12 protein-coding genes and 1 pseudogene are annotated in these 13,335 nt (G+C 68.9%); 6 read left to right on the forward strand and 7 right to left on the reverse strand.

All coding sequences use genetic code 11. The annotated features are described in order from the left end of the window. Positions 1 to 28 precede the first annotated feature (28 nt). The 6 genes from C9E82_RS20635 to C9E82_RS20660 all read right to left on the reverse strand — a co-directional run bounded on the left by C9E82_RS20635 (position 29) and on the right by C9E82_RS20660 (position 5,881). Positions 29 to 904, reverse strand: coding sequence for a nitrilase-related carbon-nitrogen hydrolase (locus C9E82_RS20635; protein WP_240643583.1), 876 nt, complete (start codon positions 902 to 904; stop codon positions 29 to 31). Positions 905 to 969: 65 nt separating this feature from the next. Further along, entirely contained in the window at positions 970 to 1,854 is an 885-nt protein-coding gene (locus C9E82_RS20640) for a glycine betaine ABC transporter substrate-binding protein (protein ID WP_119898723.1), read from the reverse strand. A gap of 38 nt (positions 1,855 to 1,892) precedes the next feature. Further along, entirely contained in the window at positions 1,893 to 2,633 is a 741-nt protein-coding gene (locus tag C9E82_RS20645) for an ABC transporter permease (protein WP_119898724.1), read from the reverse strand. Continuing rightward, the gene (locus tag C9E82_RS20650; protein WP_170162103.1) at positions 2,630 to 3,805 is read right to left on the reverse strand and encodes an osmoprotectant ABC transporter ATP-binding protein OsmV; all 1,176 of its coding nucleotides are present in this window, start codon (positions 3,803 to 3,805) and stop codon (positions 2,630 to 2,632) included. Before C9E82_RS20650 ends, C9E82_RS20645 begins: the two co-directional genes overlap by 4 nt. A 25-nt stretch (positions 3,806 to 3,830) precedes the next feature. Then, entirely contained in the window at positions 3,831 to 4,481 is a 651-nt protein-coding gene (locus C9E82_RS20655; RefSeq protein ID WP_119898725.1) for an ABC transporter permease, read from the reverse strand. A gap of 422 nt (positions 4,482 to 4,903) precedes the next feature. Next, positions 4,904 to 5,881, reverse strand: a complete 978-nt coding sequence (locus C9E82_RS20660; RefSeq protein WP_240643584.1) for a GlxA family transcriptional regulator — start codon at positions 5,879 to 5,881, stop codon at positions 4,904 to 4,906. A gap of 120 nt (positions 5,882 to 6,001) precedes the next feature. Between C9E82_RS20660 and C9E82_RS20665 the strand changes: the two genes are divergently transcribed. The 6 genes from C9E82_RS20665 to C9E82_RS20690 all read left to right on the forward strand — a co-directional run bounded on the left by C9E82_RS20665 (position 6,002) and on the right by C9E82_RS20690 (position 12,631). Next, complete coding sequence (locus C9E82_RS20665; RefSeq protein WP_119898727.1) at positions 6,002 to 7,252, forward strand: sarcosine oxidase subunit beta family protein; 1,251 nt, start codon at positions 6,002 to 6,004, stop codon at positions 7,250 to 7,252. A 39-nt stretch (positions 7,253 to 7,291) separates the two neighbouring features. Next, a complete protein-coding gene (locus tag C9E82_RS20670; protein ID WP_119898728.1) occupies positions 7,292 to 7,576 on the forward strand; it encodes a sarcosine oxidase subunit delta in 285 nt (94 codons plus the stop codon). Beyond that, the gene (locus C9E82_RS20675) at positions 7,573 to 10,503 is read left to right on the forward strand and encodes a sarcosine oxidase subunit alpha family protein (protein ID WP_119898729.1); all 2,931 of its coding nucleotides are present in this window, start codon (positions 7,573 to 7,575) and stop codon (positions 10,501 to 10,503) included. Before C9E82_RS20670 ends, C9E82_RS20675 begins: the two co-directional genes overlap by 4 nt. Beyond that, positions 10,496 to 11,062 (forward strand): sarcosine oxidase subunit gamma, encoded by a 567-nt coding sequence (locus C9E82_RS20680; protein WP_119898730.1) that lies wholly within the window; start codon positions 10,496 to 10,498, stop codon positions 11,060 to 11,062. The genes C9E82_RS20675 and C9E82_RS20680 overlap by 8 nt, the downstream gene beginning before the upstream one ends. Further along, positions 11,059 to 11,949, forward strand: a complete 891-nt coding sequence (gene folD, locus C9E82_RS20685; protein WP_119898731.1) for a bifunctional methylenetetrahydrofolate dehydrogenase/methenyltetrahydrofolate cyclohydrolase FolD — start codon at positions 11,059 to 11,061, stop codon at positions 11,947 to 11,949. Before C9E82_RS20680 ends, folD begins: the two co-directional genes overlap by 4 nt. Positions 11,950 to 12,238: 289 nt before the next feature. Beyond that, positions 12,239 to 12,631 (forward strand): GFA family protein, encoded by a 393-nt coding sequence (locus C9E82_RS20690; RefSeq protein WP_119898732.1) that lies wholly within the window; start codon positions 12,239 to 12,241, stop codon positions 12,629 to 12,631. A gap of 39 nt (positions 12,632 to 12,670) precedes the next feature. Here the strand turns inward: C9E82_RS20690 and hpbA are convergent. Next, positions 12,671 to 13,335: pseudogene (gene hpbA / locus C9E82_RS20695) on the reverse strand (N-methyl-L-proline N-demethylase HpbA); the annotation flags it as partial.

Raw genomic sequence — 13,335 nt, forward strand, 5'->3', positions numbered from 1 at the left:
CCGTCCTGCCGCTGCCCGTCCCGCCGTCCTAGTCGCGCACGAAATCCGGCACTCCCAACGTCTCGACCAGCCGCGCGGTCTCGCGCTGGACCAGCGCCAGATTGCTGTCGCGCACCGTGGGCAGCAGGTGCCGCGCCTGGCGCAGCAGGTCATAGTCCAGCGTCGCCAGGATCATCTCCTCGCCCCGCCCGGCGACGGCCAGCTCGCGCCCGAAGGGATCGCAGATGCGCGAGCCGCCCCAGAATGTCAGGTCGCGCTCGGTCCCGGTCCGGTTCACCATGATGATCGGTGCGCCATAGATCATCGCGTAGAAGCGGCAGGTCAGCGCCCAGCCGCCGGGATTGTCGAAATCGGCGCCCACCGCCTCGACGGCGGAACTGACCGGGCAGGCCAGCATGGTCGCGCCATGCAGGAAGGCCAGATGGGTCAGCGCCGGGTTCCAGAGATCGGCGCAGATCAACAGCCCCGCGCGCCAATGGCTGTCCAGCTCGCAGGTTTCGACGAAACGGCCGGGGGCGTAGTGCTTGCCCTCTTCCAGCTTGCCATAGGTGGGCAGGTTCACCTTGCGATGCAGGTGGATCATCCCGCCATCGCGCAGAATCGCCGCCGAATTGTAGAACTGCGCGGCCGGGCCTTCCTCGATGAAGCCCAGCACCACCGCCATCGGCCCCGCCGCCTCGGCCAGCCGCTTCAGCCGCGGGTCCTTGCGCGACATGGCGGCGCCCAGCAGGTTCTCGGAGCCGTAATGGCCGGTCAGCGACAGCTCCGGCATGACCAGCATGTCCAGACCGGCCTCGCGCCCCCGCGCGATCCAGTGCAGGTGGCGGTCCAGATTGGCATCGACATCGCCGATCTCGCTGGCGAATTGCGCAGCGCCGACGGTGATCCTGTTGTTGTTCGCCATCGCCCCCGGCCCTTGCGAATCGCCACGCTGGTGGCAGGGGCGCAACCGCCCCCGCCCTTTCCGCCTCAGTTGAAGCCGTGATCCTGCAGGAACTTCGCCGCCGCGTTCTCGATCGAGACCTTGTCCACGTCGACGCTGGCATTCAGGCTGGCCATCACCTGGTCGTCCAGCTTGGCCGAGACCTCGTTCAGCAGGTCGCCGATCTCGGGATTGGCTTCCAGCACCTCGGCGCGAATCACCGGGGCCAGCGCGTAGCTGGGGAAATAGCCCTGGTCGTCCTCCAGCACGGTGAAGTCGAAGGCGGGGATGCGGCCGTCGGTGGCGAAGACCAGCCCGACATCGACCTGGCTGTCGCGCAGCGCCTGATAGACCAGCCCGGTATCCATGCGCTTGACATTGGCGCGGCCGAATTCGAAGCCGTAGGTCTCTTCCAGCGGCTTCAGCCCGTCGGGGCGGGCATAGAATTCGGCATTCGAGCCGAAGCTGAGCGCCTGGCCGCCATTCACCGCCCCGGCCAGGTCGGAAATGGTCGCGATGCCCTTCTCGGCGGCATCGGCCGCGCGCATCGCCAGCGCATAGGTATTGTTCGCCTCGGACGGGTTCAGCCAGACGATGCCCTTTTCGGCATCCAGTTCCTTGACCGTGTCATAGGTCTGCTGCGGGTCCATCCGCTCCTCGATGTTGTTGTAGGTGATCAGCGAGGTGCCGGTATATTCCCAGTAGACGTGGATCTGGCCGTTCTCCATCGCCTGGCGCACCGCGGCCGAGCCCATGCCGGCGCGATTGTCGACCCGGTGGCCGTTGGCCTCCAGCACCTGCTGGGTGATGGCGGACAGGATCTGCTGTTCGGTGAAGTTCTTGCCGCCGACGACGATGTCGGCCGCCTGCGCGCCGGTCGCGAAACCCGCGAAGGCAAGCGCCGCAAGGCCGGATCTGAGGGTGATGTTCATTGTGGTAGCTCCCGTTGGTTGCTGGTTCAGGGTCCGCCTTATCGAAGCGGATTCACGCCTTTCGGGATCAGCCGCAGCTGCGCCTGCCCCATGAAGAAGTCGACGGCCACGGCCAGCGCCGCCGTCGGGATCGCGCCCGCCAGCAACATGCCCGTGTCCATCAGGTCGATGCCGGTGAAGATCAGCTCGCCCAGGCCCCCGCCGCCGATCAGGAAGGCCAGCGGCGTGGTGCCCACGTTGATCGCAAGCGCCGTGCGGATGCCCGAGAAGATGACATAGAGCGCGTTCGGCACCTCGACCCGCATCAGGATCTGCCAGCGCGTCATGCCCATGCCGGTCGCGGCCTCCTTCAGATGCGCGGGCACGGCCAGCAGCCCGGCATAGGTATTGCGCACGATGGGCAGAAGCGAGGCCACGAACAGCCCGAAGAAGGCCGGCGGAAAGCCGATGCCCAGCAGCGTCATCGACAGGGCGATGACGGCAAGGGTCGGGATCGTGGTGCCGATGTTGAAGACCTGCATCACCGTCTCGGCATAACGCTCCATCGAGGGGCGCGACAGCCAGATGCCCACCGGCACGCCCAGAAGGATCGCCGCCCCGCCGGAACTGGCCACCAGGAACACATGCTGGCGCGTCAGATAGGTGATGTCGTCCCAATAGATCGCCATCTGGTCCAGCAGCCCCGAGCTTGCGACCCAGATGCCCAGCAGGAAGACCAGCAGCAGGCTGGCCCCGCGCCCGGCCCCCAGTCCGCGTCTCTGTCCCAGCCCGCGAGTCATGGCGCCCCCTGATCCCGGCCGCTGCCCTGTTGCCGGGCCTGGTCCGAGGCGCCCTTGCCGGCGCCATAGGTGGCGCGCAGCGCGGCGGTCACGTCGGGCTGGGTGATGACCCCGGCGAAACGGCCGTGATCGTCGGTGCAGGCCAGCCACATCGTGTCATGGGCGAACATCTCCGAGACCACGGCCCGCAGGTCGGCGCGCACCGGCACGGTCGCCGGCAGCGGATGGGCGAAGTCGCGCACCTCGCCCGAGCCGCCGGCCATCTCCTCGGCGGTCACGAAGCCCACCGGGCGGTGGTCGCTGTCGATGACGACGGCGCGGCGGGCCCGCGCGACGGTCAGCTGCTGCAGCGCGTCGGACACCTTGGTCGAGCGCGCAGTCACCGGCACCTCGGTCGTGGCCACCTCCTCGGCGGTGACCAGCCGCAGCCGCTTCAGCGTGCGGTCGGCGCCCACGAAATCGGCAACGAAGGCATTGGCGGGATGGGCCAGGATCATGTCGGGCGTGTCGTATTGCTCGATCCGGCCGGCGCGGAAGATGGCGATCTTGTCGCCCATCTTCACCGCCTCGTCGATGTCGTGGCTGACGAACATGATGGTCTTCTTCAGCTCGGCCTGCATCTTCAGGAACTCGTCCTGGATGATCTCGCGGTTGATCGGGTCGATGGCGCCGAAGGGCTCGTCCATCAGCATCACCGGCGGATCGGCGGCCAGCGCCCGGATCACGCCGACGCGCTGCTGCTGGCCGCCCGACAGTTCCTTGGGATAGCGGCGCAGGAACTGGCGCGGGTCCAGGCCCACCAGGTCCAGAAGATCGGCGGCGCGCTGGCGGGCCTTGCGGATGTCCCAGTTCAGCAGCCGGGGAACGACGCAGATGTTTTCCTCGACGGTCATGTTCGGGAACAGCCCGATCTGCTGGATCACATAGCCGATATTGCGCCGCAGCTGGATGTCGTCCAGCTGCGAGGTGTCCTTGCCGTCGATATAGATCTTGCCGCTGGTCGGCGGGATCAGCCGGTTGATCATCTTCAGCGCGGTGGTCTTGCCGCAGCCGGACGGCCCCAGCAGGATGCAGATCTCGCCCGTGGGCACTTCCATGTTGACCCGGTCGGCGGCGACGATATCGGCGCCGGGGGTCTTGAATCTCTTGGTCAGGTCTTCGAGTCGGATCATCCGCAAAGGTCCTTGCCCGGAGGTGTCAGCGTTTCAGCCCGGCCGGGGTCAGCCGCTTTTGCAGCCGCAAAAGCGCCCAGTCGGCCACGATGGCGAGAAGGGAGACGGCCAGCGCGCCGGTGATCAGCTGGCGCGGATCGGTCTGAGAGATGCCGCGCGCGATCAGCACGCCCAGACCCCCGGCGCCGATATAGGCGGCGATGGCCGCGACGCCGATATTCATCACCACCGCGGTCCGCACGCCGGCCATGATGACCGGGATCGCGATGGGGATCTCCAGCCGGGTCAGCCGCTGGAAGGGCGTCATGCCCATGCCGATGGCCGCCTCGCGCAGCGCCGGATCGACATTGGTGATGGCGGTATAGGTATTCCGCACGATCGGCAGCTGCGAATAGAGCAGGATCGCGATCACCGCCGGCAGCCAGCCGATCCCCTGGCCGATCTTCGACAGGATCGGGATCATCAGCCCGAAAAGCGCGATCGAGGGGATGGTGACGATGATCGAGGCGACATAGAGCACCGCATCCGCGACGCGCCGGTTCTGGGTGATGGCGATGCCGATCGGCACCCCGGTCAGGATCGCCAGGCCCACGGCCACGGCGACGATCGAGATGTGTTCGCCCGCCAGCCGCAGGATGACCTGCCAGTTATTCGCAATGAAACTAAGTATTTCCATGTCCCTCTTTCCCCAGGGCAGAGGTCGGGGCCTGACCAGCGATACCCCGGAATAGCGCGGTTGAAACGGCGGCAAGTTGCGTGAATTCGTCATCGGCTTGCATGAATCCGTCCCCAGGACGGTTCAGGCGGCACCGGGCCGGGGCAGAGGGGGTTCCCCCGCCGGATAGCATGTCGCAAAGCCGTTGCATGGATCCATCTTGCACCAATTCCGGGCAGCGGACCACCCCGGCATGGCGCGCGGCCATTTCCGCTGCGGATGGGTCGCGACCGACCGACATGTCGCCGGCCGCTCGATCGGCGCTTCGGGACCATGCGGGGCATCGGCGTCGAACGGCGGCGCGCGGCTGCCGCAAGGGGGCACGACGATACCTTGATACCTGTCGGGATCTGGCGCGGGGCTCCCGTCCTCGCCGGGAATGCTCACCGACCGGGCGGGCCGGCCTGGCGCCAGGCGCCGGGGCCGGTGCCGAATTCCTCCTTGAAGGCGCGGGAAAAATGGCTGGGGCTGGCGAAGCCGGTGGCCGCCGCGACCTCGGTCAGCGACAGCGACGGCTGGCGCAGCAGCTCGGCCGCCTTTTCCAGCCGCAGCCCGCGATAGAAGCGCATCGCGCTCTTGCCGAAATGCGCCTGCGCCAGCCGGTCCAGCTGCCGCATCCCGATGCCGCTGAGATGCGCCAGGTCGGACAGCTTCAGCGGATCGGCGATATGGCTGGCCATCAGCTCGACCGCGGCGGCCAGGGCCGGGTGGCGCAGCTCGTATTTCCGGGTGGCGTCCAGCTGCTGGGGCGCCTCGGCGCTGCGGATGCCGGTATGGATGAACCAGTCGCTGACCTGCCGCGCCAGTTCCGCGCCGAAATCGGCGGCGATCAGCGCGTGCATCATGTCCAGCGGCGCCATGCCCCCGGCGCAGGTGAAGCGGTCGCGGTCGATGACGAACAGCCGCCGCTCGATCAGCGCATCGGGATAGCGCGCGCGCATCGCGTCGACATGCTGCCAGTGGATGGTGAAGCGGCGCGCGCGCAGCAAGCCGGCGGCGGCCAGGATCGCCGCGCCGCCGGAAATCCCGCCCAGGGCGACGCCGCCGCGATCCAGCCTGCGCAGCCAGCCCAGCACCCGCGGATCGCGATAGCCCATCGGCTCGCCCCCCGCGACCACGAAGACCACGTCGAAATCCGGGCGCGCGGCCTTCAGCGGAAGGGTCTCGAAGGCGCTGTCGACGGAACTGCGCTGCCAGCCGCCATCCGCCGACAGGAAGGTCAGCTCGAACAGCGCCCGGCCGCTGAGCAGGTTGGCGGCGCGCAAGGGCTCGACCGCCGAGGCCATGGACATCAGCGCATAGCCGTCGATCAGCACGAACCCATAGCGCCTTGGCGGGCTGCCCCGCATCGCGCGACTCATTCCGGCCTCCCTGCTGCCGCAGCATCGGGCCATTGTCCGAAACAGGCAACGAAATGGCAATATCCGGCAAATCATGTCCCTGCCCCCGTGGCATAACGGAACCATCGACAGGAGAAGGCGATGCGATTTTCAGGATTTCGCGTATTCACCGAGGCGCTGCGCGGCCACAAGGGATGGCAGCCCCTGTGGCGCAACCCCGAGCCGCAGCCGGCCTATGACTACGTGATCGTGGGCGGCGGCGGGCACGGGCTGGCGACGGCCTATTACCTGGCGACGACCTTCCGGCAGGCCCGCATCGCGGTGCTGGAAAAGGGCTGGCTGGGATCGGGCAATATCGGGCGGAACACCACGATCATCCGCTCGAACTACCTGCTGCCGGGCAACCAGCCCTTCTACGAATTCTCGATGAAGCTGTGGGAGGGGCTGGAGCAGGAACTGAACTTCAACGCCATGGTCAGCCAGCGCGGGATCCTGAACCTGTTCCACACCGATGCGCAGCGCGACGCCTATCGGCGGCGCGGCAATGCGATGCTCTTGTCGGGGGCGGATGCAGAGCTTCTGGACAGCGCGCAGGTGCGGGCGATGTATCCGTTCCTGAACTTCGACAATGCGCGCTTCCCGATCAAGGGCGGGCTTCTGCAGCGCCGGGCGGGCACCGCGCGCCATGACGGCGTGGCCTGGGGCTATGCCCGCGGCGCCGACATGGCGGGGGTCGACCTGATCCAGAATTGCGAGGTCACGGGCTTCCGGATCGAGAACGGCCGGGTCAGGGGCGTCGAGACCTCGCGCGGCCATATCGGCGCCGGCAAGGTCGGCGTGGCGGTCGCGGGGTCCTCGGGCCGGGTGATGGCGATGGCCGGGATGCGGCTGCCGATCGAGAGCCATGTGCTGCAGGCCTTCGTCACCGAGGGGCTGAAGCCGGTGATCGACGGCGTCATCACCTTCGGCGCCGGGCATTTCTATGTCAGCCAGTCCGACAAAGGCGGGCTGGTCTTCGGCGGCGATATCGACGGCTACAATTCCTATGCCCAACGCGGCAATATGGCGGTGATCGAGGACGTGGCGCAGGGCGGCATGGCGCTGATGCCGATGATCGGCCGGGCGCGGCTGCTGCGGGTCTGGGGCGGGATCATGGACATGTCGATGGACGGCAGCCCGATCATCGACCGCACGCCCATCGAGGGGCTCTATCTGAACGCGGGCTGGTGCTATGGCGGCTTCAAGGCGACGCCCGCCAGCGGCCATGCCTTCGCGCATCTTCTGGCCACCGACACCCCGCATGACACCGCCCGCGCCTATCGGCTGGACCGCTTCGCCCGCGGGCGTCCCATCGACGAAAAGGGCATGGGCGCGCAGCCCAACCTGCACTGAGCCCAACCTGCATCAAGGCCCCCATATCAAGGCAATGACATGCTGATCCCCCATCCCCTTCTCGGACTGCGCGATTCCTCGGAATTCACCTATCTGGGCGATGCCGCGCTGCTGGACCGGCCCGACGGCATGGCCGAGGGCGCGGCGGCGCGGTTCCACGACTATGTCCATCTGCGCGACAACCCGGCGGGCATCCATCGCGAGTTGTGGTTCCACGAGCAGGGCGACCGAAGCTGGCTGGTCGTCACCCGCAACACCGTCACGCACGAGATCCTGGGCGCGGAACTGGCCCGCGAGGCCAGGCTGAAAGGCGGTGCCGCATGACGCGCCTGACCGGCGGGCTGATCGACCGCAGCCAGACGCTGCGCTTCACCTTCGACGGCCAGGGCTTCGCCGGCCATTCGGGCGACACGCTGGCTTCGGCGCTTCTGGCCAACGGCGTGCGGCTGATGGGCCGCAGCTTCAAGTATCACCGCCCGCGCGGCGTGTTCGCGGCCGGGTCAGAGGAGCCGAACGCCCTGGTCGAGCTGCGCGCGGGCGCCCGGCAGGAGCCGAACAGCCGCGCCACCGTGGTGGAACTGTTCGAGGGGCTGGAGGCCCGCAGCCAGAACCGCGTCGGATCGCTGCGGCGCGACCTGCTGGCGGTCAACGACCTCATGTCGCCCTTCTTCGCGGCGGGCTTCTATTACAAGACCTTCATGTGGCCCAGGGCCTTCTGGGAAAGGTTCTACGAGCCCGCCATCCGCCGCGCCGCCGGCCTGGGCAGCCTGTCGAAGGAACCCGATCCCGACGCCTATGACGCAGGCTTCCTGCATTGCGACCTGCTGGTGATCGGCGGCGGCCCGGCGGGGCTGGCGGCGGCGCTGACGGCGGCGCGCACCGGCGCGCGGGTGATCCTGGCCGACGAGGATTTCCGGCTGGGCGGGCGGCTGCTGGCCGAAAGCGCGCCGCTGGACGATGCCCCGGCCACGGACTGGATCGCGGGGCTGGAGGCCGAATTCGCCAGCCTGCCGAACCTGCGCGTCATGCGCCGCACCACCGTCTGGGGGACCTTCGACCACGGGATTTACGGCGCGGTCGAGCGTGTCGCAGACCATCTGGCCACGCCCGGACGGCGGGTGCGCCAGACCCTGTGGCGGATCACCGCGCGCCGCACGATCCTGGCGGCCGGCGCGACCGAGCGGCATATCCCCTTCCAGAATAACGACCGCCCCGGCATCATGCTGGCCGGGGCGATGCGGACCTATGCCAACCGCTACGCGGTCAGCCCGGCGCCGCGCGTCGCCATCTTCACCAACAACGACGACGGCCACCGCTCTGCGCTGGACCTTGCCGCAAGGGGCGTCGAGATCGCCGCCGTCATCGACCCGCGCGAGGGCGTGCGGGCGCAGGGCGATTACCCGCTGATCACGGGCGTGGTCGGCAATGCGAAGGGCCGCCTGGGGCTGACGAGAATCGAGGTCGTCGCGAATGGCGGCAGCCGGTGGATCGACTGCGGCGCGCTTGGCGTCTCGGGCGGCTGGAACCCGAACGTGCATCTGGCCTCGCATCATCGCGGCCGCCCGGCCTGGGACGAGGCGCGGCACGGCTTCCTGCCCGGCACGGACGGCCCGGCGGGGATGCGGGTCGCCGGCGCCGCAAGCGGACAGGGCTCGACCGCGCAGGCGCTGGCATCGGGCGCGCAGGCGGCGCAGGAGGCGCTGGCCGATCTGGAGATCTCGGCGACGCTGCCCGACCTGCCGCAGGCCGAGGATGCGGGGCTGAACCTGCATCCGCTGTGGCATGTGCCGGGCAAGGGCCGGGCCTGGGTCGATTTCCAGAACGACGTGACGGTCAAGGACATCGCCCTGGCCCATCAGGAAAACATGCGCCCGGTCGAGCATCTGAAGCGCTGGACCACGCTTGGCATGGCGACCGACCAGGGCAAGACCGCCAATGTGACGGCGCTGGCGGTGATGGCCGAACTGACCGGCCGGACGATCCCCCAGACCGGCACCACGATCTTCCGCCCGCCCTATACGCCGGTGGCGCTGTCGGTGCTGGGCGGCGGCGACACGGGCGCGCATTTCCGCCCCCGCCGCCTGACGCCGACCCATCACTGGGCCACCGCGCAGGGCGCCGTCTTCACCGAGGTCGGGCAATGGATGCGCGCGCAGTATTTCCCTCGTCCGGGCGAGAGCCACTGGCGCCAGACGGTCGACCGCGAGGTGCTGGCCACCCGCAAGGGCGTCGGCCTCTGCGACGTGACCACGCTTGGCAAGGTGGACGTGCAGGGCGCGGATGCGGGCGAATTCCTGGACCGGCTCTATTGCAACGCGATGAAAAGCCTGAAGGTCGGCATGGTCCGCTATGGGCTGATGCTGCGCGAGGACGGCCATGCCTGGGACGACGGCACCTGCGCCCGGCTTGGGGAAACGCATTACGTCGTCACCACCACCACCGCGCAGGCGGGTCCGGTCTACCGGCACATGGAATTCGCGCGCCAATGCCTGTGGCCGGAACTGGACGTGCAGCTGATCTCGACCACCGACGCCTGGGCGCAGCTGTCGGTCGCCGGCCCGAACGCCCGCCGGCTGCTGGAGCGGATCGTGGACAGCTTCGACCTGTCGAACGAGGCCTTCCCCTTCATGGCCTGCGCCGGGCTGACCATCTGCGGCGGGCTGAGGGCGCGGCTGTTCCGCATCAGCTTCTCGGGCGAGCTGGCCTATGAGATCGCGGTGCCCGCGCGCCATGGCAATGCGCTGATGGCGCGGCTGCTCGAGGCGGGCGCCGATCTGGGCGCGACCCCCTACGGGACCGAGGCGCTTGGCGTGCTGCGCATCGAAAAGGGCCATGCCGCGGGCAACGAGCTGAACGGCCAGACCACCGCGCAGATGCTGGGCATGGGCCGCATGGTCAGCACGAAGAAGGATTCGATCGGCGCGGTGATGTCGCGGCGCGAGGGGCTGGCGGTGGATCGGCGGGTGCTGGTCGGGCTGCAACCCGTCGATCCGGCCGATCCGGTCGTCGCCGGCGCGCATCTGTTCGCCGAAGGGGCGCCACAGGGGACCGGGACCGACCAGGGCTGGATCAGCTCGGCCTGTTTCAGCCCGCATCTGGGCCATGCCATCGGCCTGGGCTTCCTGGAAAACGGCAGCGAGCGCATGGGCGAGGTGATCGTCGCCGCCAACCCGCTGCAGGGCCAGTCGATGCGGCTCCGCGTCGTCTCGCCCCATTTCGTCGACCCCGAGGGAGGACGTGTCCGTGACTGAGCTGGCCACCTTGACCGCGCTTGGCGCAGATGCCCCCGCGCAGCGTCACGCGGGCGCGCTGACGATCACCGAGAATGCCGGGTTGGCGCTGGCCTCGCTGGCGCTTCGGCGCGGGACGGCGCAGCCCGCCCCCTTCGGCCTGGCCCTGCCCGGCCCCGGCGGCTGGGCCGAGGGCCGGGGCGTCTCGGGTTTCTGGACCGGGCCGGGCCAGTGGATGATCGAGGCGCCGGGCCGCGCCGACGAGGATTTCGCGGCCGCGCTGGCCGCCGAGGCGCCCGGCTGCTCCATCACCGAACAGACCGACGGCTGGGCGGCCTTCGAGATCGTCTCGGACAGCGGCGACGCACCGATCCGGGCGCTGATGGAGAAGCTGGTGAACATCGACGCCGCGGCCTTCGGCGCGGGCCGCGCGACGCGGACCGTGCTGGACCATATGGGCGTCTTCGCGATCCGCAGGGCCGACGACCGGCTGGCGATCATCGGCGCGCGCTCGTCCGCGGCATCGCTGTGGCACGCGCTGGCCGAAACCGCCGCGCGGCTGGAAGGGGTCGGGACATGAGCGCCGACATCATCGACGGCCGGTCCTTCGCCGCCGCCCTGCGCGCCAAGGTGGCGGCCGGGGTCGCGCGCCTGCAGGCCGAACACGGCATCACGCCGGGCTTGGCGGTGGTGCTGGTGGGCGAGGATCCGGCCAGCCAGGTCTATGTCCGCAACAAGGGCATCCAGACCCGCGAGGCCGGCATGGCCAGTTTCGAGCACAAGCTGCCGGCCGAGACCTCCGAGGCGGATCTGCTGGCGCTGATCGAACGGCTGAATGCCGATCCGGCGGTGCATGGCATCCTGGTGCAGCTGCCGCTGCCCGCGCATATGGATGCCGACGCGGTGATCAACACCATCGATCCCGCGAAGGACGTGGACGGGTTCCACATCTCGAATGCCGGTCTGCTGGCGACCGGGCAGAAGGCGATGGTGCCCTGCACGCCTCTGGGCTGCCTGATGCTGTTGCGCGACCGGCTGGGCGATCTGGCCGGGCGGAACGCGGTGGTGGTCGGGCGCAGCAATATCGTTGGCAAGCCGATGGCGCAGCTGCTGCTGGGGGACAGCTGCACGGTGACCATCGCGCATTCGCGCACGAAGGACCTGGCGGGCCTGTGCCGCGGGGCCGATATCCTGGCCGCCGCCGTCGGCCGGCCGCGGATGATCCGCGGCGACTGGATCAGGCCGGGCGCCACGGTGATCGACGTGGGCATCAACCGCATCGAGGAAGGTGGCAAGACCCGCCTGGTCGGCGACGTGGATTTCGAGGGCGCCGCCCAGGTCGCCGGCGCCATCACCCCGGTGCCGGGCGGCGTCGGGCCGATGACCATCGCCTGCCTCTTGGCCAACACACTGACCGCCTGCTGCCGGGCCAATGGCTGGCCCGAGCCCGAGGGCCTGGCCGCCTGACGGCCCGGTCCGGGACGATCACCTTCGACGACGCGAACGGATTGGACAGCCCGCCGGCCGGCCGAGGCTGCCCGTCGCAATGCGACCAGCCACCCGGCGCGGCGGCACCTTGCGGCACGCGCCCGCCGGCGGAACCTCCGGGCAGGATCCGAGGATCGCGAAGACCGCCGCCCGCATGACGCGCTGCCGATGCGCGCAGGGCGCCGGCATGAATGCGCGCCGTCCCGAAACTTTCATGGACGCCCGACGGTTGAGCCCGACCATTCCGACCACCTGAAGGAAACGCAACATGGATCGGTTCACCGGCGGCTGCCTTTGCGGCAAGGTGCGGATCGTGGCCTCGGGGGCGCCCTACCGGGTCGGCCTGTGCCATTGCCTCGACTGCCGCAAGCATCACGGGGCGCTGTTTCACGCCTCGGCGATCTTCCCGCAGGAGGCGGTGGCGATCGAGGGCGAGACGCGGGACTATGCCGGGCGGTTCTTCTGCCCGCGCTGCGGCTCGCCGGTCTTCGCCCGCACGGCGGACGAGATCGAGCTGCATCTGGGAAGCCTGGACGCCCCGGACCAGTTGATGCCGACCTATGAAAGCTGGATCATCCGCCGCGAATCCTGGTTGCCGGCCTTTCCGCTTGCGCACCGCTACGAACAGGATCGCGACGCGACGACGCGCTTCGAGGATTAGCGCGTCGCCCTTCCTCTTCGCGGCGTTTTTTCCTCGTCCTTACAGGTCCTTGACGATTCTGAGTGCGTCGTAGATTGCGGCGTGAGTGTTTCTTGCGGCGACGGCGTCGCCGATGCGGAAGAGGCGGAAGCTGGCTTCGGGGTTCTTGCGGATCCGTTGCGGCTTGCCGGTGGTCAGGGCCTCGTAATCGACCTCGCCCAGGTTCGCCGACAGGGGCTTGAGGTCGAAATAAAGCTCGTCCAGCGGGCGGGTGCCGTGGTTGACGACGACCTGGTCGACGATGCGCTGGCGCCTGAAGGCGCCGTAATCGCTGCCCAGGGTGGCGCGCAGCAGGTTGCCGTCGCGGGCGACCGATTGCAGCCGCCAGGTCACCGTGAAGGTGGTGTCGCGCTTTTGCAGGTTGCGCATGTAGGGCACCAGGTTCATCGCCATCACCTCGGGCGAGAAGCTGCGGTCCGGCGTCACGATCTCGACCGCCGCGCCGGTGGCCGAGATCAGGTCGGCGGCCTGCAACGCCGCATGGTCGCCCGCATCGTCGAAGATCAGCACGTTCTGGCCCGGCTTCACGTCGCCCGCGAGGATGTCCCAGGCCGAGACGACCAGATCGTTGCCCTGCTCCAGCACCTCGACATGGGGCAGCCCGCCGGTGGCGACGATCACCTCGTCGGGCTCGGTCGCCAGCACGTCACCCGCATCGGCGAAGC

Origin of the sequence: Paracoccus sigandri (assembly GCF_003709565.1) — a bacterium.
Taxonomy (GTDB): domain Bacteria; phylum Pseudomonadota; class Alphaproteobacteria; order Rhodobacterales; family Rhodobacteraceae; genus Paracoccus; species Paracoccus siganidrum.